Below are 19,504 nucleotides of genomic sequence, written 5' to 3'. Positions count from 1 at the left end.
TGTTAATTTAATAGATTGCTTGTTTTTATGCTTTTTTTCCTAAGCCCTGTGTTATTCGATCCAGGATGATGGCGAGAACAACAATTCCGAGTCCACCAGTAAGACCTAATCCAACATTTACACTAGAGATACCGGATAAAACAGTGCTTCCTAGTCCAGGTGAACCAATCATTGATGCAATAACAGCCATGGATAATGCCAACATAATCGTTTGGTTAATTCCAGCCATAATAGTTGGGATGGCATTAGGTAACTGAACTTTTACGAGCAACTGCCAAGAAGTAGAACCAAAAGCTTTAGCAGCTTCTACAATATCAGCGGGAACTTGTTTAATGGCCAAGCTTGTCATACGGACTGCTGGCGGAGTAGCAAAAACAAAGGTAGAGATAACTGCTGGGACTTCTCCTAAACCAAAGAGCAGGATAGCAGGGATTAAATACACAAAACTAGGTAGTGTTTGCATGAAATCAAGTAATGGTCGGATAATATGATCCAATGTTCGATTTTTAGCAGTGAATATTCCTAAAGGAACCCCGACAACAATAGAGAAAAAGGTTGCTACAATAACAATAGAGAGAGTTTGCATAGCGCCTGTCCATAGACCTACCGAACCTAAGTAAAGAGCACCAATAATGGTAAAAAGAGCTATTCGTTTTCCCGCAAGGCGCCAAGCTAAAAGAGCTAAAAGGATTGCTATTATTTCAGCAGGGATGAAGGTAAATAAATTGGTGACAGCATTTATAAATACGCTTAACACTCCGCTGAAGGAGTTGAAAAAGTCACCTAAAACTGGCAGCAGCCAATTGTCTACAAATTGATTTGTCCATTCTTCTAATGGAAAGAAGAAGTAGTTCATATGATAGCCTCCTTTTGTTCTTTTCCGAGAATCAGTCCAGACAATATAGAGACTCGAACGATGATTCCTAACAATCTATTATTTTCTGTAACAGCAATAGGGAATTTTGATTCTGCTGCAACCCCAATTAAATCGTTTAATGGGGTATCGTATGTAGTAGAATGGAAATCGTGTTCTAATACGTCTTCAACCCACTTATTTTCCTTATAGGCATTAATGGCAGCATCAATAGTAAGAATGCCTTTTAACTGTTTATCCTTATCTACTACGAAGATACTGGATAGACCAGCTTCTTCCATTTTTCTTACGGCCATTCTCGGACCATCCTTCCAAGTGGTAATAAGATCGGGCTGTTTCATAATTTGACCAGCAACTAACACTTTCGAACGGTCAACATCTTCTACAAATGTCGATACATAGTCATTCGCTGGATTTTCTAAAATTTCTTCAGCTGTCCCTAACTGTACAATCAAGCCATTTTTCATAATGGCAATACGGTCACCGAGTTTAAGAGCCTCATCTAAGTCGTGAGTGATGAAAATAATTGTTTTTCCAAGCTTGTTTTGTAAACGGATGAGTTCATCTTGCATTTCTTTACGAATAAGAGGATCTAATGCACTGAATGCTTCATCCATTAGAAGGATATCACTATCATTTGCTAATGCTCTAGCAAGACCTACCCGTTGCTGCATCCCACCACTAAGTTGATTAGGGAAACTTGCCTCATAGCCTTTTAGACCGACATCATGAATGGCTTTAAGAGCTTTTTTTGAACGATCACTCTGCGGATGTCCTTGGATTTCTAAACCATATTCAACATTTTCTTGCACGGTTCGATTTGGAAATAACGCAAAATTCTGAAAAACCATACTGAGCTTTTTACGTCGTATATCGATAAGTTCCTTTTTATTCATGGTAGTAATATTTTTCCCATCAATTAGCACTTCACCTGAGGTTGGCTCAATCAGGCGGTTAATGAGACGTATAAGCGTAGATTTTCCACTGCCGGATAATCCCATTATGACAAAGAATTCTCCTTGTTTTACTTGGAAAGAAGCATTATCAACACCAATTGTCATTCCTGTTTCTTTCAGTATTTTTGTTTTATCTTCGCCAGCCTTTAGTCTTTTCAGCCCTTCTTTTGGGTTTCCCCCAAATATTTTTGTAAGATTTTTAACTTCAATTTTAGGCATTAATCACTTCTCCTTCTTTTTTATTTGGGAGAATTTCCGAATATGGATAAATAAATAGGAAATAAAAAATAAAACTGATTATTTATAGAGGAATAGTAGGAATTAAGCGAGTATTATGGCAATACTTTTAGTGGAACTTTGGGTGAAAATTAGTGTGATATAGTATTACTTGCTTGTTGTTACTCCCAGTATGGTAATGGGACTTATCCATATCCTTCTCCTGTAGAGTCCTTCTTATTATATAAAACAAATAAAAGACAGTGCAAACGTGAAAATATAGCATATACAGTTTATATCGTTCGTAAAGTTTTTTCTGATTAAATTAAATATACTGTATACTTATAAATACTACCTGATTCACTAAATAACTCAAGATTCTGCACTTTTAGTGTATAAAAAGAAACGTACGATCTAAAACTGGCAGTTAGTTCTATATTCTGAGTAGAGAGATTGTTTGATTTCACAAAATGTTGTTTAAAAGTTACTAGATAGGATTGAAAAAGTTCCAAAAACAAGGTAGTATGTAAATGAGAATGATAATCAATTTAACTAATAAACAGAATGAGTTAATCATATATAGATAGTATAAAACTTTCATTATAGGAGTGAGCGGGTTAATGGAGCATACAGAACTATTCGATGTGACGATAATTGGCGGCGGGCCAGCAGGTCTATATTCTGCTTTTTATAGTGGGCTTAGAGAAATGAAGACAAAAATTATTGAATTTTTACCACAGTTAGGCGGAAAGCTGCATTTATATCCAGAGAAAATGATCTGGGATGTTGGCGGCATCACTCCAATGCCAGGGGAAAGGTTGAGAGAACAGCTTGTCCAACAGGGGTTGACCTTTAACCCCGAAGTAGTGACAAATACGAAGATTCATTCTATCTCCAAAAATGAAGAAGGAATTTTCTTGCTGGAAACAGATTCAGGAGAAGTTCATTATTCCAAAACAGTCATTGTGGCAGTAGGAAGCGGAATCGTCACTCCACAAAAATTAAAAATTGAAGGTGCCGAAAGATTTGAAGTGGCAAACTTAAACTATACGGTAAAATCTTTAATGCATTTTAGAGATAAAGTGGTTGTTCTTTCTGGAGGAGGAAACTCTGCAGTGGACTGGGCTCTTGAACTAGAGCCGATAGCTAAGAAAGTGTATTTAACATGTAGAAAAGATACACTTGCTGGTCATGAGGCAAAAGCGAGAGAATTGCTAGAAAGCAATGTAGAGTGTTTGTTCCATACCTCTATTACTAAACTGATTGCGAATGAAAATCATGATCGTATTGATTCTGTTGAATTAACGAATACACAATCAGAAGAGGTTAAGACTTTAAAAGTAGATGAAGTAGTTATCAACCATGGCTATGAAATGGATTCGTCGCTTTTAAAAAATAGTAAATTAAAAATTGACATGCTTGAAGATTTTTACATAGCAGGTAATGTTAATAGTGAGACATCTGTGCCAGGAATATTTGCTGCTGGAGATATTCTAAAGCATGAAGGCAAAGTCCATTTAATTGCTGGTGCTTTTCAAGACGCTGCAAACGCAGTCAACAAAGCTAAATTGTATATCCAGCCAGAGGCAAGTAATAGCGCAATGGTCTCATCACATAATGAACTATTTGAAGAGAAGAATAAAGAATTAATAAAAAATATGATTCAATGCGATGATTGTTCAGTAATGAAAATCCGTGCCTAATTTCAATTGATCGTTACATGGTGCAATATTTTTTATAGCATAGACAAAAGAGCTATTGGAGAAGACGGATTTCCGCTTATCCAGTAGCTCTTTTTTGTTAGATGAGAAATGGCTGCAAAGTAGCGAGTTTGGCTGATACCCGTGTTGCTTTGGCTGATAAATTTGAACTTTGTCTGATACCCGTGTTGTTTTGGCTGATAAATTTGAACTTTGGCTGATACTCGGGTTGTTTTGGCTGATAAATTTGAACTTTGGCTGATACCCCTGCTGTTTTGGCTAATAAGTTTGAAATTTGGCTGATACCCGTGTTGCTTTGGCTGATAAATTTGAACTTTGGCTGATACCCCTGCTGTTTTGGCTGATAAGTTTGAACTTTGGCTGATATCTGGGTTGCTTTGGCTGATAAATTTGAACTTTGGCTGATACCCGTGTTGTTTTGGCTGATAAATTTGAATTTTGGCTGATACCCGTGTTGTTTTGGCTGATACCCCTGCTGCTTCGGCTGATAAGTTTGAACTTTGGCTGATACCCGTGTTGCTTTGGCTGATAAGTTTGAATTTTGGCTGATACCCGTGTTGTTTTGGCTGATAAATTGGGAATGTAAAATATTTTGTGTAAATGATTGAATTACAATAAATGGTTAATACTATAACTATAAGATTCTTACCTACTAGGGGGATAGGGCAATGCTGGGGAGCACCCCGAGCACCTAGTAGGGTTCTGTACAAAAGTGGAGAGGAGTTATCCTCTCTTTTTCTTTTGGGAGAACCAAAGCGATAAACCCTTAGGGCATAGCCCTAAAGCGTAAGAAAATAATAAAAAATGATTATTTCCCAAATCGCCCCTCAAACATTATTTCAAACTGTTGTTTACATTCTAACCATCCAGGCACAGGAATAGTCCATTTATCCGTTACACCTATAGTCGCTAGATAAACAATTTTTCTTAAAGCATTATCCGTAGGATAAGCCGTTTTCGTTTTGGTGACTTTTCTTAGTTGTCGGTGAAAGGCTTCAATAGTATTTGTTGTATAAATTAATTTTCTAATTTCCACTGGATAAGAGAAATAAGTGGTAAGTTCTAACCAATTATTTTCCCATGACTTAATAACAGATGGATGCTTCTTTTCCCATTTTGCTTTAAATTCTTCAAAGGCCATTTCCGCCTGTTCAATGGTAAAAGCCTTATAGACATTCTTTAAATCGTTCATAAATTCTTTACGATTTTTATTGGGAACAGTCTTGGAATTATTCCGTAGTTGATGAATAATACAAGATTGAACATCAGTCTTAGGAAAAGTAGCGTTAATGGCTTCAGTAAAACCAGAAAGCCCATCTTTACAGGCTATTAGGATGTCTTCGACCCCGCGACTTTTTAAATCTTGACATACATTTAACCAAAAACTAGCACTTTCTTCTTCGCCAATCCAAATACCTAAAATATCTTTTATCCCATCAGTATTAATACCAAGAACGGTATAAGCAGCTTTACTCACAATCCTATTTTCATGCTTTACCTTAAAATGAATAGCATCTAAAAATACAATGGGATAAACAGGTTCTAGTAGACGGGATTGCCATTCATAAACAAGCGGCAAAACCTTATCCGTTACCTTACTAACTAAAGTCGGAGAAACGCTAATTCCATATATGTCTCTCATATGACTTTCTATGTCTCTAGTAGACATTCCCTTGGAATAAAGGGCGATAATTTGATCCTCTAAGCCATTGATGGAGGTCTCATACTTTTTAATAATCTGAGGCTCATATTCTCCTTTACGATCCCTAGGGATATTTAATTTAGTTTCACCCAACTTAGATTTAATGGTTTTTTTACTATATCCGTTTCGACTATATCCCGAGTTAATACCATTAACATTGTGTTTAGAGTAACCTAAGTGTTCCTCGATTTCAGCTTCAAATACTTGTTGAAGAGTTTCCTTAAAAAGTTCTTTTAACATCATGTGGATATCATCCACTGTTTCACATTGACTGGCCAACTCTCTAATTGTCATATTCCGTAGATCTTGCATAAATGATCATCTCCTTAATTGGTAAGTATAACCATTTACACAAAATTATAGACGCTCTCGATAAATTTGAACTTTGGCTGATATCCGTGTTGTTTTGGCTGATAAATTTGAATTTTGGCTGATACCCACGTTGTTTTGGTATAAAAAATCAAGATTTAACCGGAATCCAGTTGTTTTTCACTAAAGCAATACGAATTATTCTGTTGAGACAGTCATCATTAAAGCATTTATCGGTACTTCTCCTGTTTCTAAAGTATAAACAATATTTCCTTCTTCCCATCTCGCCATACTCTCAACTTTATCGGCATTTTCCGGATAATTTACTTCTATTCTTCCATTTTCTTGTGGGACTGGCAGAGCATTTTCCTCCAAATAATCTACCATTTTTCTTGCGATATCAGTAGTGTCTAACTTATCAGCAGAAATGGATTTAATTTGTACTACCCATCGTCCCTCTTTCCAAAGTAAATACGAACTTCCCGCTGCTCCTTCCTTCATTCCTGTAATTTTATGTCCTAAATCTACCTTCATTTCATCTGGAATAGAATCTAATGAAGTCTCGGGAAAAAGCTCCTCTTGGTTGTTTTTATCATGGAATGTTTCTGCTTTAAACGTAGCAAGCAAATTATCATTTGTGTCCAAAGATTTATCATTGATAGAGACAGGTTCTTGTGTTCGATAGAACGAAATAGAATATTGGTCTGTTTCATTTTTATTAATTTTAGCTCCAACATATTCGGAATCAGTGATTGGGAATTTCATCGGTAATTTATTACCTTGCATCTTGAGCATAGAGCGAATTTCTTTCATCTGTTCATTGTTTGATGGGGATTTCTCCGTAGTTTGTTCCGTCTTCATATTAGCTTGTCCAGCTGCGTCGGCTTTCTCCATTGTCGGCAGTTTTGATTGACTTTCTGCTGGTCCATTGGAGCAGCCACCAGCTATAAGTGAAAAGATAAAGAGTGAAGAAAATAGAATTTTTTTCATTCATCGTACTCCTTTCTATACCTTATTAATACTGTATATTCCCTAAAATAAGAAAAAAATGAGTTATATAAAAAATTTTTAAAAATTTATGGATGAATTTTTGAGAAGGAAAGTCGCGATTGTGTGAGAAAAAGTAACTTATATCCATGACAAATAGGGATGAATTATTAAGGGGACATGGGAACCTTTTTATTTTGGTAAAAATACTAACAAAAGTAAGAAGATTTATTTTATATTTGACAGAATTGTTAAAAAATATTTGAAATTTATTCCTTTAAACGTTAGAAATAGTAACGTTATGGTGAAGTTTGTCGGCTATTGATTATTTTTGTCTTGTTCGTTATGATTAATTTCGCAATATAAAAAAGATTAGAATAGTCTGACTAGTTAAATTAATGGATTTGATAAGCACTTATAATTAATAGGTAGTATTATTTTCTTTTTATTGTCAGAATAATCAAACAAAAGGAGGATTTGTATGAAGAAAAAATTAAGTCTTTTAATTACCGCTTCTACCTTAGTTGCTGGAATGTTGGCTGGGTGTAGTGCTGGTGGTAAAAATGCATCAAAAGAGGATGAATTTAAGGTTGGAGTGAACTTGGAGCTTTCTGGAGCTGTTGCATCATATGGACAATCATTAGAAAGCGGTATTGATTTAGCTATTAAAGAGATTAATGCAGATGGTGGAATAGATGGCAAGAAAATAGTTCCTGTTAAGGTAGATAATAAATCTGATTTAACGGAGGCAACTAATGGTGCATTGAAGCTAATCGACCAAGATAAGGTTTCGGCAATTATAGGGGCAGCTACAAGTGGTGATACAGTAGCACAAGTGCAAATAGCTAATGACAAGCAAACAGTCTTATTAACTCCATCGGGTACAGCACCAAACGTTACGGTTAATGAGGATGGAAAGCTAAATGAGTATGCATTCCGTACATCCTTTATTGATCCATTCCAAGGAAATGTGGCTGCAAATTTTGCTATCAATGATTTGAAAATTAAAAATGCTGCCATTTATGCGGATAGTGCAAGTGATTATGCAAAAGGATTAGCAGCAGCATTTAAAGAAACCTTTACAGCTGCTGGTGGAAAAATAGTTTCAGAAGAATCTTATGTTGCAAAGGATACAGATTTTAGCGCAACACTAACGAGAATTAAAGGGAAGAATCCAGAGTTTGTGTTTATTCCTGGCTATTATGAAGAAGTGGGCTTAATTATTAAGCAAGCGCGCGAAATGGGTATAACAGCTCCTTTTATGGGTGCTGATGGCTGGGATTCTCCAAAATTAATTGATTTAGCAGGAGCAGAGAACTTAAATAATACGTTTATTACAAACCACTATTCTTCGGAAGATCCAGATGAGAAAATTCAAAAGTTTGTTTCAGCATTTAAGGATGAATACGGAAAAAGCCCAGATGCATTTAATGCTTTAGGCTATGATTCTGTTTATCTATTAAAAGATGCTGCTGAAAGAGCAGGAAGTACTGATTCGGATAAGATTAAAGAAGAATTGGCAAAAACAAAAGATTTATCGCTGATTACTGGGATAGTGACAATCGATGAAAATCATAACCCAATCAAATCAGCAACAGTTTTAGAATATCAAGATGGAAAACAAGTATTTAAAACAAAGGTTGATCCAAAATAAGACTTGGTGGATGGGGAGGGTGAGCCTCCCTATTTTCCATGGAAGGAAAATTGGAGATAAAAGAATGATAGAGATAGAGAGTATAAACAAAAACGTTTTTTATAAGAATTAATTAGTAGTAGGCTATGTGAAAAAGTTATTGCTTAGCAAAAGGGAGTGAATAAATAGATGGAATGGATACAACAGCTAGTTAACGGCATTTCCTTGGGAAGTATATATGCTCTTATCGCCTTAGGATATACGATGGTATATGGAATTATTAAACTTATTAACTTTGCTCATGGCGATGTATTTATGGTGGGAGCATTTATTGGCTTTTATGCTATTACTGGTTGGGGACTTAGTTTTTTTCCAGCATTGATTGTTTCCATGATTGCTTGTGCTATCTTTGGAATTATCATTGAAAGAATTGCATATAAACGGTTGAGAAATGCGACAAGAATTGCTGCCCTCATTACAGCAATCGGGGTTTCTTTATTGATTGAGTATGTTTTTATTTATTTTAGAGGTGCGGGCTTAGAAACCTATCCAAGTGTTTTACCAACAAAGACATTTGATGTGTTTGGGGCACAAATTACAAGTAAGTCCCTAATTATTTTAGGAACGTCGGTTGGATTAATGTTGATTTTGCAATTTATCGTTCATAAAACGAAGACAGGAAAAGCAATGCGGGCGGTTTCTCATGATATAGACGCTGCAAGATTAATGGGGATTAATGTAGACCGGACTATTTCCGCTACTTTTGCCATTGGTTCTGCTTTAGCGGGAGCAGCAGGCGTTATTTTTGGCGCTTATTACACCAAAATTGAACCGCTAATGGGAGTTATTCCAGGATTAAAGGCATTCGTTGCCGCTGTTTTAGGGGGGATAGGCATTATTCCAGGCGCGATGATTGGCGGACTTATCTTAGGGGTAGTTGAAACGGTTGTTAGTGCTTTAGGTTTTTCTTTATGGAGAGATGCTGCGGCTTTTATTATTTTAATTTTGATTCTTATCTTTAAACCATCAGGCATTCTTGGTAAGAATACAAAAGAGAAAGTGTAGGTGACTGGAAGGGTGAAAAACTCAAAAGCTTTTTGGATATTCCTTATACTGTCCGCACTTATTTACGGCGTAATTCAGTTCCTGATGACTGGCGGCTGGATTGACACTTTATACAGCAATATGATTATTTTAATGGCTATCAATATTATGCTGGCAGTTAGCTTGCATCTTGTCATAGGAATTACCGGACAATTTTCAATTGGGCATGCTGGCTTTTTGGCGGTAGGGGCATACGTATCAGCAATTGCAACGATGAAGTTTCAAATGCCTTTTCCAATTGCTATTTTAGCTGGTGGAATTGTTGCCGCACTAGCTGGACTATTAGTTGGAATTCCAACCTTGCGATTAAGAGGCGATTATTTAGCCATCGCCACATTAGGATTTGCAGAAATTATTCGGATTTTCTTCTTAAATATTGATTATGTCGGTGGGGCAGCGGGAATGCAGATTACTCATTTGACTACTTGGACAAGTACGTTTATTTGTTTATTTATTACTATTCTAGTCATTGTTAATTTTACTAATTCAAGACATGGCCGTGCAGCCATTGCAATTAGGGAGAATGAAATTGCAGCAGATGCAATGGGAATTAACACAACTTATTATAAGGTTGCCGCTTTTGCATTAGGGTCTTTATTCGCTGGGGTAGCCGGTGCGCTTCAAGCTCATAACTTTTATATTATTAACCCAACTAACTTTGGATTTTTAAAGTCCTTTGACATTTTGATTTATGTGGTCCTTGGAGGATTAGGGAGTTTATCAGGATCTGTTATTGCAGCAAGCTTCTTGACTATTATTTCTACTTATCTTCAAGATTATCCAGAAACGAGAATGATTATATATAGCCTTGTTTTAGTAATCGTCATGCTCTATCGTCCAAAAGGATTAATGGGAACAAAGGAAATTACAGATTTGTTTAAACGCAAAGGAGGTAATTCTAATGACTAAGAAGGAACCTTTATTGCAAATGAAAAATGTCGGTATTTCTTTTGGAGGTTTAAAAGCAGTGTCCGCGATTGATGTAGAGCTGAATCAAGGAGAGCTAATTGGACTAATAGGCCCAAATGGAGCGGGGAAAACGACTACCTTTAACATGTTAACGGGTGTATATGCACCAACAGAAGGAGAAATTCTTTTTGACGGAAAAAGCTTAAAGGGTTTGCAGCCTTTTCAGGTAACACGCAGAGGGATTAGTAGAACCTTTCAAAATATACGTTTATTTGAAGAACTATCTGTTTTAGATAATGTAAAGGTAGCATACCATTCTTTGGCTAAGCACTCTATGCTAAGCAGTATTTTGCGGCTCCCTTCCCATTTTAAAGGGGAGAAAGAAATGGAGGAAAAATCAATAGAGTTTCTTAAGATTTTTCAACTCGACCGATATATGGAGGAAAAAGCGAAAAATCTTCCGTACGGCCAGCAGCGCCGCTTAGAGATAGCAAGAGCTTTAGCGGCAGGTCCTAAATTGCTGCTATTGGATGAACCTGCTGCAGGGATGAATCCCCAAGAAACACATGAACTGATGGAATTGATTGCTTTTATTCGCAAAAAGTTTCAGCTGACCATTTTACTTATAGAGCATGATATGCCTCTTGTTATGGGGATTTGTGAACGAATTTATGTTTTGGATCATGGGCAACTGATTGCAGAGGGTACACCTGAAGTGATTAGAAATCATCCAAAAGTAATCGAAGCTTATTTAGGGGAGGAGGTTGCTGAATAATGCTCCATATAAAGGATCTAAATGTATATTATGGAAATATTCAGGCGTTAAAGGGAGTAACGCTTGATATTAAGGAAGGAGAAATAGTAACGCTTATTGGTGCGAATGGTGCGGGGAAAAGTACATTATTAAAGACATTATCCGGTCTAATCAAGCCCAAAAAGGGTTCTATAGAATATTTAGGCAAGTCCATTGCAGGAAAGCCTGCACAATCGATTGTAAAGGCAGGTATGTCACATGTTCCAGAGGGAAGACGTGTCTTTTCTAATATGACTGTGGAGGAAAATCTTGAACTAGGTGCCTTTTTACGAAAAGATAAACAGGAAATTCAGAAGAATTTACAAAAGGTTTATGAGATTTTTCCGCGGTTATTTGAAAGAAAAAAACAATTAGCTGGTACTTTATCTGGTGGAGAACAACAAATGCTGGCAATGGGAAGAGCTATAATGGCAAAACCGAAATTGCTTCTTTTAGATGAGCCCTCCATGGGATTAGCACCGATTATTGTTCGTACCATCTTTCAGGTTATTCAAGAAATTAATGAAGAAGGAACGACGGTTTTATTAGTGGAGCAAAATGCCCATATGGCATTATCGATTGCACATAGAGGATATGTCATTGAAACAGGAAAAGTGGTTTTATCAGGATCTGCACAAGAATTACAGGAAAGTGATGAATTAAAGCAGGCTTATTTGGGTGGGCATTAATAGTAGATTTGGAAGAACTGGTTATTCACTGGAATAACAGTTCTTTTTTTATTTCTTGAAGAATCTCCCGGTTGAATCAACATTTCATCTATTTCTCTCTTGCTCTATCATAAATGACAGATACACTTTTTAAGTGGAAAAGAATTTTGTTAGAATAGTAGTAAATATAGGAGGAAAGATGATGAACCCTTTTACAAAAAAAGCAGTGGAGATTATTGCAGATATTCCAGAAGGAAAAGTAATGACCTATGGGCAGATAGCTGCTGTAGCTGGAAGTCCTCGGGCAGCAAGACAAGTTGTTAGAGTTCTTCATTCCTTATCAGAAAAATACCAACTTCCTTGGCATAGAGTGCTTAATAGTAAAGGCTGTATTGGATTAAGCGGTGAACATGGCCAGCTTCAAAGAAGATTGCTAGAAGCAGAGGGAATTGTATTTCAACAAAACGGATCGATTAATTTAAGAGAACATGGATATGAACCGCTGAATTTTATCGATGAACGGATCTAGGAGTGATTAGTAGACTGCTGAAATCATAAAAAACCTATTGCTGCGTTCGCAATAGGCTTTTATCCCTTATTAATTTAGAGCTGATTTCATTGTTTGTTGTAAAATTTCGACAGAATGATTAAATTGTTCTGTTTCCTTTTCATTTAATTCTAGCTCCAGTACTTCACGGATTCCTTGGCGGTTAATAATGGCAGGTACGCCAATATAGATGTCTTTATGTCCATATTCACCATCTAGGTATGCAGATACTGGTAAAATAGAGTTCTCATTGCCAAGAATAGCTTTTGTAATGCGGACAAGTGACATGCCAATTCCATAATAAGTGGCACCTTTGCGCTCAATAATATGATAAGCTGCATCGCGGACGTTAATGAAAAGTTCATCTAAGTCTTTTTGAGAGTATTTGTCATTTTTAGCAAGCTTTGTTTCAATGCTTTCTAATCCAATCGTTGTACTGCTCCATACAGGCAGTTCCGTATCTCCATGTTCACCGATAATAGCAGCATGGATGTTTCGTGTATCAACGTCAAAATACTCACCTAGCATATAGCGGAAACGGGCAGAATCTAATGTAGTTCCAGAACCGATTACGCGTTCTTTCGGAAGCCCAGACTCTTTCCAAACCACATAAGTCAGAATATCAACAGGGTTTGTCGCAATTAAATAAATTCCATCAAAACCGCTAGCAGTAATTTCTTTTACAATACTTTTAAAAATAGCTGTATTTTTGGCAACTAAATCTAAACGAGTTTCTCCTGGCTTTTGAGGTAGACCAGCAGTAATGACAATTAAGTCAGCTTCTCCACAGTCTGAATAGTCGCCAGCCCATACTTTCGTTGGTGCTGGGGCAAATGGGATACCATGGTTTAAATCCATTGCTTCCCCTTCAGCTCTTTCTTTATTGACATCGATCAGAACAAGTTCTTCTGTAACGCCTTGATTAATTAATGAATAAGCATAGCTGCATCCTACGGCACCTGTACCAATTAAAACGACGCGGTTAATATTTTGCTGTTTCATTATTTTGCAACTCCCTTTTTCTAAATGAATAGATTAATAGTTTTTAGAGCTATTTATTACTAAATGGAGAACAAATTCGTTAATCATTTACTTTGCTGTTACTTTTCTCCATAATATCTTATCATTCTTTCTTTTGTAAAATGTTATTACTGTTTATATAGTGATTATACACTTAAACTTTGTGAAAGACATCACATGAATATGTCTATTTTGTGAAAGTTTCTAAAAGATCAACGGAAAATATATATTTAAGTTTCCCTTCTAATAGGAAGGATAAACAGAATAATCAAAAAGTATCAGTGAAAAATGATTGACAAAAATTATGTGTATTCGGTAATGTAGTAAGTAATTGAATAGGAAAATCCACTAGGGGAGCCTTTTTGGCTGAGACAAGATTACTTGGACCCTTTGAACCTGATCTAGTTCATACTAGCGTAGGAAAGTGGAGTCGGCCCATTGAATATTAGTGTTTTATTTATTCATTATAAAGCCACTCCATTTTTTGGAGTGGCTTTTTTGTATACAAAGTTACTCCATGTTTTCCTTTTCAATAAAAATTAAAGGAGGAAATGGACATGAGTTTTTCACAAGAATTACGTGCACAGGCAGAACCAATTTTTCAGGCAATTATGGAACATCCATTTGTACAAGGAATTGCTAAGGGGGATTTAAAGAAAGAGCAGCTTATACATTATGTGAAACAAGACTTTGAATATTTAAATGCTTTTATGAAAATTTATGGATTGGCGATTTCAAAAAGTACGAACAGACAAGACATCGAGCTATTTAATAACCAAATTTCCTTTGTGCTTCATAGTGAGATACACCCTCATAATAATTTTTGTGAGGTAGCAGGTGTTAAATATGAAGACCTACAAGGATTCCCAGTAGCTCCCGCTGCTCACCATTATATTCGCCATATGCTAACAGTTGCCCATCAAGGAGGAATTGCTGATATTATCGCAGTGCTTTTACCTTGTCCATGGACGTATGTAGAAATCGGGAAAAAACTTTTAGAAGAGGTAAACCCAGATAGTACCCATCCTTTTTATGACTGGATCCATTTTTATGGGGATGGCCCTATGACAGTTACTACTCCGCTTTGTCAGCGATTAGATGAACTTGCTGAAACCCTTAATGAAGAACAGAAGGAAAAGTTAAAGGAATACTTTTTATTAAGCTGTCAGCTAGAATATAAGTTTTGGGATATGGCATACCATGTGGAGGAGTGGCCAGTAAAGACGTTTGAGGTGTCTATATGAACTGGAAAGTTAAAGAGGTTGTCTTACTAGTAGTGATTGCCGTAGCATGCGGCGTTCTCTATATGGGCTGGTCCACTTTATGGCTCCCTATTTCGGCACTTGTCGGCCCAGTTGGTGCTAACTTTATGTTTGGCATATGGGTGATAGCCAGTCCCATAGTTGCCTTTATTCTGCAGAAGCCAGGGGCTGCTTTAATTGCAGAGGTAGTAGCAGCTTCGGTCGAGCTCTTGATTGGCAGTCACTTTGGTTTATCAGCACTTTTAATCGGCGTATTCCAAGGAGTCGGGGCAGAAATAGCATTTGCGATTTTTCGTTATAAAAAATACCATGTTTCTGTCTTAATGTTATCTGGAGGATTGGCAGCTTGTGGCAGCATACTATATAGCCTTCTAGCAAATGGTTTTTCTTATTATACGACAACGACACTTTTATTAACCTTTGTTATTCAAGTAATAAGTGGTCTTATTTTGGGTGGATTATTAGCAAAGGCAATTGTAGAGGGACTTGGAAAAACAGGAGTCTTAAATGGTTATGCGATTTCTAAAGTGAACCGAAAGAAGGAGAGTAATGATGAGTTCATTGTTAGGATGTAACCATCTGTCTGTGCGCTTCTTGGAGGATAGGGAACCTGTCCTCCAAGAAGTGACACTACATATTAATCAAGGAGAAAAAGTATTAATCCTTGGTCCAAGCGGCAGTGGGAAGTCTACTATTCTATCTGTTTTAGCGGGCATTATTCCAGAACATATCGAAGCATATGTATCGGGAGAAGTGATTAGGAGAAAAAGCACAGGGGTTCTTTTCCAAAATCCTGATACCCAGTTTTGCATGCAGCATGTTGATGAGGAAATTGCCTTTAGTCTCGAAAATAGAAAAGTACCCAGGGAAGAAATGGATGCCATTATTTTTGAACTTCTTGAAAAGGTAGGACTAACAATAGAGCCGCATACTCCTATTGCAAATCTTTCAGGGGGAATGAAACAGCGTCTAGCACTGGCCTGCCTTTTAGCATTGGAGCCAGAGGTGCTTTTTTTAGATGAACCAACAGCACAGCTAGATCCGGCAGGTAGAAAAGAAGTCTTTGAGGTAATGAAAGATACTGCCGCTGGAGCTGGGCAAACAATGATAATGGTAGAGCATGTGTTAGATGGCTGTATCGAATGGATGGATCGTGTCATTCTTTTCAATAAAAAAGGGCAAATAATTGCTGATGGCGACCCAGCTATGGTAGTTAAACAATATAAAGCGGAGATGCGAGAGGCAGGTATATGGCTTCCACAAGTTTTTCCATATAAGTGGGAGGATATAATCCAAAATGAAAATCATTCGAGAAGACGAGAATTAATAAAGGCATATGAAAGAAAAAGGACAATGGCTCTTGAAATAAAACCCGACCCTATTCTGGAAGTGAACAATTTAACTGCTGCTTACCTTAAAGAGAACATTTTAGAAAACATCGAGTTAACCGTAAATAAAGGAGAATGGATTGCTGTTATTGGTAATAACGGTGCGGGAAAAAGCACCTTTTTAAAGCTGCTTGCTCATCTTAAAAAAAGCCAAAAAGGAGACATCTGCTTTCATGGAAAAGATCTGAAAAAGTGGAAAGACAGAGAGCTGTATCAGCACTTAGGATTTGTATTTCAAAACCCTGAGCTCCAATTTATTACTCAAACGGTTTTTGATGAAATATCATTCTCCGGTATTCAATATCAATGGGATAAAGCGGCTATTCATAAAAGAACGACAGAGCTTTTGCAGGAATTTGGATTAGAGCCTTATAAAAATCAACATCCTTTCACCCTTAGCTTTGGGCAGAAAAGAAGATTAAGTGTAGCTACGATGCTGTTATTAGATCAAGATATTCTTCTATTAGATGAACCTACCTTTGGGCAAGATGCAAAATCGTCGCATGATTTATTACAGGTTCTTGAAAAAAGAAAGAAAGAGGGAACTTCCATTATTATGGTTACACATGATATGGATATAGTGGATCAATATGCAGACAAAGTCGTTGTCCTACAACAAAAGAACCTAGTTTTTGCTGATCAGCCGTACTCGCTTTTCTCCAATCAAGAGCTTTGTAAAAGGCTAGCTATTATTCCTCCTATTCATTATCAATTAATCGCTGATTTAAAGGAGGCGGAAGACAATCAAAAGCAACGAGTCTTATCTATCACAACTTAATCCAGCGATGAAATTAATGACCCATATCATATTAATGGTTATTTTAATGACGATTCAAAGCGCCTTTTCGACTGTAGCAATTTGGCTATATGTGTTAATACTTGGTTTAACATTGGGGGGGTGGAAAGGGAAATTTCTTGGTAAAGTGCTTCTCCCATATTCTATTTTTTTTGTACTTACCTTTTGGATGTTAGCGGCATTTGGAAAAGGAGAAACAGTCGTTTGGAAGTGGGCTTGGTTTCAAGTAACTGAGGAAAGTATCAATAGTGGTTTGCTTATTGCCATGCGGATGCTGGCATTTGTGACTATCGGATTGCTTTTTACAACCACCACGAATTTATACGAATTAATGATGAGTCTTATTCATCAATGGAAATTATCTCCGAAATGGGCATATGGAATGATGGCTGGTTTTCGCTGTATACCGATGTTTCAATCAGATCTTGCCCAATTAAAGGAAGCCCATCGAATTCGAGGTTATAAACATAGCGGTACCTGGAAGGCTTTCCTCCGCTATGCAGTTCCCTTGTTAACACAGGCAATTCGCCGTTCCGAGCAAATGGCGATGGCAATGGAAGTAAGAGGATTTACAGGAGAAAAAGATAGGACATATTTTCAAAAAACTTCTATTACATTATTTGATTATTTATATTTTAGTATGATGATAGTTATTGCTATTTGTATTGCTGTATTTATATAGGGCTTGGCAGTTCAGATCCCACATTTATTCATATCTTCCGGAATGTACACGAAGGGAAATGAATAAATTGTAGGGATCTATTTTTATTAGGAAAATATGGACAAATAACGCCTTTCTCCCTAATCTCAAATATTTATTTTAATTGTATTGACACTACCTGTATATACAACTATAATGAAAACGTAATCAACACTTGTATATACATGTGTTGATTATGCAATAGGAATTATAATCGATTTAATAAATACAGGATAGTATAGTCAAAAGGGGGAAGAACGATGGGGAAGTACACAGAACAGGTAAAAGAACTTCTTGAGCATGTTGGTGGAAGCGGAAACATTTCTGTGGTGACACACTGTGCGACAAGAATGCGCTTTGTTTTAAATGATCCATCTAAGGCTGATATTGACAGCATTGAAAAAATCAAGCTTGTAAAAGGAACGTTTACTCAAGCAGGCCAATTCCAAGTTATCATTGGCAATGAAGTTTCATCTTTTTACAATGAGTTTATCGCTATTGCGGGAGTAAGTGATACTTCTAAAGATGAAGCGAAAAAGGCAGCAAAGCAAAACATGAATTTTCTGCAAAGAATGATTGCCCATTTAGCAGATATCTTTACTCCGCTCATTCCAGCGATTGTTGTGGGAGGATTAATTCTTGGTTTCCGTAATGTTATAGGCGAAATTAAATTAGTGGAGGGCGGAACTAAAAAATTAGTAGAAGTATCGCAGTTTTGGGCCGGGACAAATGATTTCTTATGGTTAATAGGAGAAGCGATATTCCACTTCTTGCCTGTCGGAATTACATGGGCAGTTGCAAGAAAGATGGGGGCTACTCCCATTCTTGGAATTGTATTAGGGATCACACTGGTGTCGCCGCAATTATTAAATGCTTATGCAGTAGCTGGAGCAGAAGAAATTCCATTTTGGGATTTTGGGTTTGCTCAAGTAGACATGATTGGGTACCAAGCTCAAGTAATTCCCGCTATTTTAGCAGGTCTATTACTTTCATTCCTAGAGCTGCGTCTGCGTAAAATCATTCCAAATGCGATTTCGATGATTTTTGTGCCATTCCTTGCATTAGTACCAACTGTATTAATTGCCCATACCGTATTAGGCCCAATTGGATGGACAATTGGTTCTGCCATTTCCGATGTTGTCTATTCTGGACTAACCTCTTCGGTAGGATGGTTATTTGCGGCCATATTTGGTTTTGCTTATGCACCACTTGTTATTACAGGATTACATCATATGACAAATGCAATCGATTTACAATTAATGAGTGTATTTGACGGAACAAATCTATGGCCAATGATTGCTTTATCTAACATTGCCCAAGGATCAGCAGTATTAGCGATGATTTATTTAAATCGTAAAGACGAACAAGAAAAACAAGTATCCGTTCCAGCGGCAATCTCCTGTTATTTAGGCGTTACAGAGCCAGCCATGTTTGGTATTAATTTAAAATATGGCTTCCCATTCTTAGCGGCCATGATTGGATCGATGGCGGCAGCAGTTATCTCAGTTGGATCAGGAGTTATGGCTCATTCTATTGGGGTAGGAGGATTGCCAGGATTTTTATCTATCAAAGCAGAACATATGCCTACATTTTTAATTGCAATGGTGCTCGCAATTGTTATACCGTTTATTCTGACAATTGTTTTCTCAAAGCTTAATATGGGGAAAGTTTCTTTGAAAAGAGTAAGAGGATAAAATTTTAATAAGTAAGAGTCGAAACAGTATCCCTTAGGAGGGATAACTTCGACTCTTTTTTGTTTGCGTTCCGTTATTTGTACATGGAGAGGTTCTCTAAGCTAATAAAAAAGGATCGGACAAAGGTAATCAAATTCTATTGGTCCATAGAAATATACATACTTTTACGGACATTACCCAATAATAGCGTAATTTATTCATTGTTATGTTTTTATGTTACATTCT

General features: G+C 36.8%; 18 protein-coding genes and 1 riboswitch. Of the genes, 12 read left to right on the top strand and 6 right to left on the bottom strand.

Annotated elements, in window-relative coordinates:
• Nucleotides 1-25 precede the first annotated feature (25 nt).
• Nucleotides 26-856 (bottom strand): ABC transporter permease, encoded by an 831-nt coding sequence (locus tag NST77_RS19515; RefSeq protein ID WP_163185072.1) that lies wholly within the window; start codon nucleotides 854-856, stop codon nucleotides 26-28.
• Nucleotides 853-2,049 carry a quaternary amine ABC transporter ATP-binding protein gene (locus NST77_RS19510; protein ID WP_163185075.1) on the bottom strand — a complete coding sequence of 399 codons (1,197 nt, stop codon included), beginning with the start codon at nucleotides 2,047-2,049 and terminating at the stop codon, nucleotides 853-855. Before NST77_RS19510 ends, NST77_RS19515 begins: the two co-directional genes overlap by 4 nt.
• Before the next feature lie 617 nt (nucleotides 2,050-2,666).
• Between NST77_RS19510 and NST77_RS19505 the strand changes: the two genes are divergently transcribed.
• Nucleotides 2,667-3,749 carry an NAD(P)/FAD-dependent oxidoreductase gene (locus NST77_RS19505; protein WP_095329440.1) on the top strand — a complete coding sequence of 361 codons (1,083 nt, stop codon included), beginning with the start codon at nucleotides 2,667-2,669 and terminating at the stop codon, nucleotides 3,747-3,749.
• 32 nt (nucleotides 3,750-3,781) lie between these two features.
• Here the strand turns inward: NST77_RS19505 and NST77_RS19500 are convergent, their stop codons facing one another.
• The 3 genes from NST77_RS19500 to NST77_RS19490 form a co-directional block, all read right to left on the bottom strand.
• Nucleotides 3,782-4,477: a hypothetical protein gene (locus NST77_RS19500; protein WP_341123428.1), complete on the bottom strand. Its 696-nt coding sequence runs from the start codon at nucleotides 4,475-4,477 to the stop codon at nucleotides 3,782-3,784.
• A gap of 98 nt (nucleotides 4,478-4,575) precedes the next feature.
• The gene (locus tag NST77_RS19495; protein WP_341123427.1) at nucleotides 4,576-5,781 is read right to left on the bottom strand and encodes an IS256 family transposase; all 1,206 of its coding nucleotides are present in this window, start codon (nucleotides 5,779-5,781) and stop codon (nucleotides 4,576-4,578) included.
• 195 nt (nucleotides 5,782-5,976) lie between these two features.
• Nucleotides 5,977-6,768, bottom strand: a complete 792-nt coding sequence (locus tag NST77_RS19490; protein ID WP_172859209.1) for a hypothetical protein — start codon at nucleotides 6,766-6,768, stop codon at nucleotides 5,977-5,979.
• Nucleotides 6,769-7,246: 478 nt separating this feature from the next.
• Here NST77_RS19490 and NST77_RS19485 point away from each other — a divergent pair, with 478 nt between their 5' ends.
• From NST77_RS19485 to NST77_RS19460, 6 genes are all read left to right on the top strand, one after another.
• Nucleotides 7,247-8,419 (top strand): ABC transporter substrate-binding protein, encoded by a 1,173-nt coding sequence (locus NST77_RS19485; protein WP_095329442.1) that lies wholly within the window; start codon nucleotides 7,247-7,249, stop codon nucleotides 8,417-8,419.
• A gap of 168 nt (nucleotides 8,420-8,587) precedes the next feature.
• Complete coding sequence (locus NST77_RS19480) at nucleotides 8,588-9,463, top strand: branched-chain amino acid ABC transporter permease (RefSeq protein ID WP_047940874.1); 876 nt, start codon at nucleotides 8,588-8,590, stop codon at nucleotides 9,461-9,463.
• A gap of 12 nt (nucleotides 9,464-9,475) precedes the next feature.
• Nucleotides 9,476-10,411 (top strand): branched-chain amino acid ABC transporter permease, encoded by a 936-nt coding sequence (locus NST77_RS19475; protein ID WP_095329519.1) that lies wholly within the window; start codon nucleotides 9,476-9,478, stop codon nucleotides 10,409-10,411.
• On the top strand, nucleotides 10,404-11,186 hold the full coding sequence (locus NST77_RS19470) for an ABC transporter ATP-binding protein (RefSeq protein ID WP_123258541.1): 783 nt from the start codon (nucleotides 10,404-10,406) through the stop codon (nucleotides 11,184-11,186). Before NST77_RS19475 ends, NST77_RS19470 begins: the two co-directional genes overlap by 8 nt.
• Entirely contained in the window at nucleotides 11,186-11,893 is a 708-nt protein-coding gene (locus NST77_RS19465; RefSeq protein ID WP_061796971.1) for an ABC transporter ATP-binding protein, read from the top strand. The genes NST77_RS19470 and NST77_RS19465 overlap by 1 nt, the downstream gene beginning before the upstream one ends.
• A gap of 181 nt (nucleotides 11,894-12,074) precedes the next feature.
• Nucleotides 12,075-12,401, top strand: coding sequence for an MGMT family protein (locus NST77_RS19460; protein ID WP_163185081.1), 327 nt, complete (start codon nucleotides 12,075-12,077; stop codon nucleotides 12,399-12,401).
• Between the two features lie 69 nt (nucleotides 12,402-12,470).
• On the opposite strand, the gene NST77_RS19455 is transcribed toward NST77_RS19460, so the two are convergent.
• On the bottom strand, nucleotides 12,471-13,421 hold the full coding sequence (locus NST77_RS19455) for an L-lactate dehydrogenase (RefSeq protein ID WP_095329446.1): 951 nt from the start codon (nucleotides 13,419-13,421) through the stop codon (nucleotides 12,471-12,473).
• A gap of 358 nt (nucleotides 13,422-13,779) precedes the next feature.
• A riboswitch (TPP riboswitch) is annotated at nucleotides 13,780-13,879 on the top strand.
• Between the two features lie 117 nt (nucleotides 13,880-13,996).
• On the opposite strand from NST77_RS19455, the gene tenA reads away from it, so the two are divergent.
• The 5 genes from tenA to treP all read left to right on the top strand — a co-directional run bounded on the left by tenA (nucleotide 13,997) and on the right by treP (nucleotide 19,279).
• Nucleotides 13,997-14,683 (top strand): thiaminase II, encoded by a 687-nt coding sequence (gene tenA / locus NST77_RS19450; RefSeq protein ID WP_341123425.1) that lies wholly within the window; start codon nucleotides 13,997-13,999, stop codon nucleotides 14,681-14,683.
• Nucleotides 14,680-15,276, top strand: a complete 597-nt coding sequence (locus NST77_RS19445; RefSeq protein ID WP_123260253.1) for an ECF transporter S component — start codon at nucleotides 14,680-14,682, stop codon at nucleotides 15,274-15,276. The genes tenA and NST77_RS19445 overlap by 4 nt, the downstream gene beginning before the upstream one ends.
• Entirely contained in the window at nucleotides 15,254-16,867 is a 1,614-nt protein-coding gene (locus NST77_RS19440) for an ABC transporter ATP-binding protein (protein ID WP_144545012.1), read from the top strand. Before NST77_RS19445 ends, NST77_RS19440 begins: the two co-directional genes overlap by 23 nt.
• Nucleotides 16,833-17,567 carry an energy-coupling factor transporter transmembrane component T family protein gene (locus tag NST77_RS19435; RefSeq protein ID WP_123258537.1) on the top strand — a complete coding sequence of 245 codons (735 nt, stop codon included), beginning with the start codon at nucleotides 16,833-16,835 and terminating at the stop codon, nucleotides 17,565-17,567. The genes NST77_RS19440 and NST77_RS19435 overlap by 35 nt, the downstream gene beginning before the upstream one ends.
• Nucleotides 17,568-17,845: 278 nt before the next feature.
• Nucleotides 17,846-19,279 carry a PTS system trehalose-specific EIIBC component gene (gene treP / locus NST77_RS19430; RefSeq protein WP_172859924.1) on the top strand — a complete coding sequence of 478 codons (1,434 nt, stop codon included), beginning with the start codon at nucleotides 17,846-17,848 and terminating at the stop codon, nucleotides 19,277-19,279.
• Nucleotides 19,280-19,504 lie beyond the last annotated feature (225 nt).

This window comes from Niallia sp. FSL W8-0177 (assembly GCF_038006285.1).
GTDB classification, from domain to species: Bacteria; Bacillota; Bacilli; order Bacillales; family Cytobacillaceae; genus Niallia; species Niallia circulans_A.
This window is presented reverse-complemented; position numbering and strand designations above follow the sequence as displayed.

Coding starts and splice junctions, on each gene's coding strand:
- NST77_RS19515 (WP_163185072.1), bottom strand. CDS start 856: ATGAACTACTTCTTCTTTCCATTAGAAGAATGGACAAATCAATTTGTA.
- NST77_RS19510 (WP_163185075.1), bottom strand. CDS start 2,049: ATGCCTAAAATTGAAGTTAAAAATCTTACAAAAATATTTGGGGGAAAC.
- NST77_RS19505 (WP_095329440.1), top strand. CDS start 2,667: ATGGAGCATACAGAACTATTCGATGTGACGATAATTGGCGGCGGGCCA.
- NST77_RS19495 (WP_341123427.1), bottom strand. CDS start 5,781: ATGCAAGATCTACGGAATATGACAATTAGAGAGTTGGCCAGTCAATGT.
- NST77_RS19490 (WP_172859209.1), bottom strand. CDS start 6,768: ATGAAAAAAATTCTATTTTCTTCACTCTTTATCTTTTCACTTATAGCT.
- NST77_RS19485 (WP_095329442.1), top strand. CDS start 7,247: ATGAAGAAAAAATTAAGTCTTTTAATTACCGCTTCTACCTTAGTTGCT.
- NST77_RS19480 (WP_047940874.1), top strand. CDS start 8,588: ATGGAATGGATACAACAGCTAGTTAACGGCATTTCCTTGGGAAGTATA.
- NST77_RS19470 (WP_123258541.1), top strand. CDS start 10,404: ATGACTAAGAAGGAACCTTTATTGCAAATGAAAAATGTCGGTATTTCT.
- NST77_RS19465 (WP_061796971.1), top strand. CDS start 11,186: ATGCTCCATATAAAGGATCTAAATGTATATTATGGAAATATTCAGGCG.
- NST77_RS19460 (WP_163185081.1), top strand. CDS start 12,075: ATGAACCCTTTTACAAAAAAAGCAGTGGAGATTATTGCAGATATTCCA.
- NST77_RS19455 (WP_095329446.1), bottom strand. CDS start 13,421: ATGAAACAGCAAAATATTAACCGCGTCGTTTTAATTGGTACAGGTGCC.
- tenA (WP_341123425.1), top strand. CDS start 13,997: ATGAGTTTTTCACAAGAATTACGTGCACAGGCAGAACCAATTTTTCAG.
- NST77_RS19445 (WP_123260253.1), top strand. CDS start 14,680: ATGAACTGGAAAGTTAAAGAGGTTGTCTTACTAGTAGTGATTGCCGTA.
- NST77_RS19440 (WP_144545012.1), top strand. CDS start 15,254: ATGAGTTCATTGTTAGGATGTAACCATCTGTCTGTGCGCTTCTTGGAG.
- treP (WP_172859924.1), top strand. CDS start 17,846: ATGGGGAAGTACACAGAACAGGTAAAAGAACTTCTTGAGCATGTTGGT.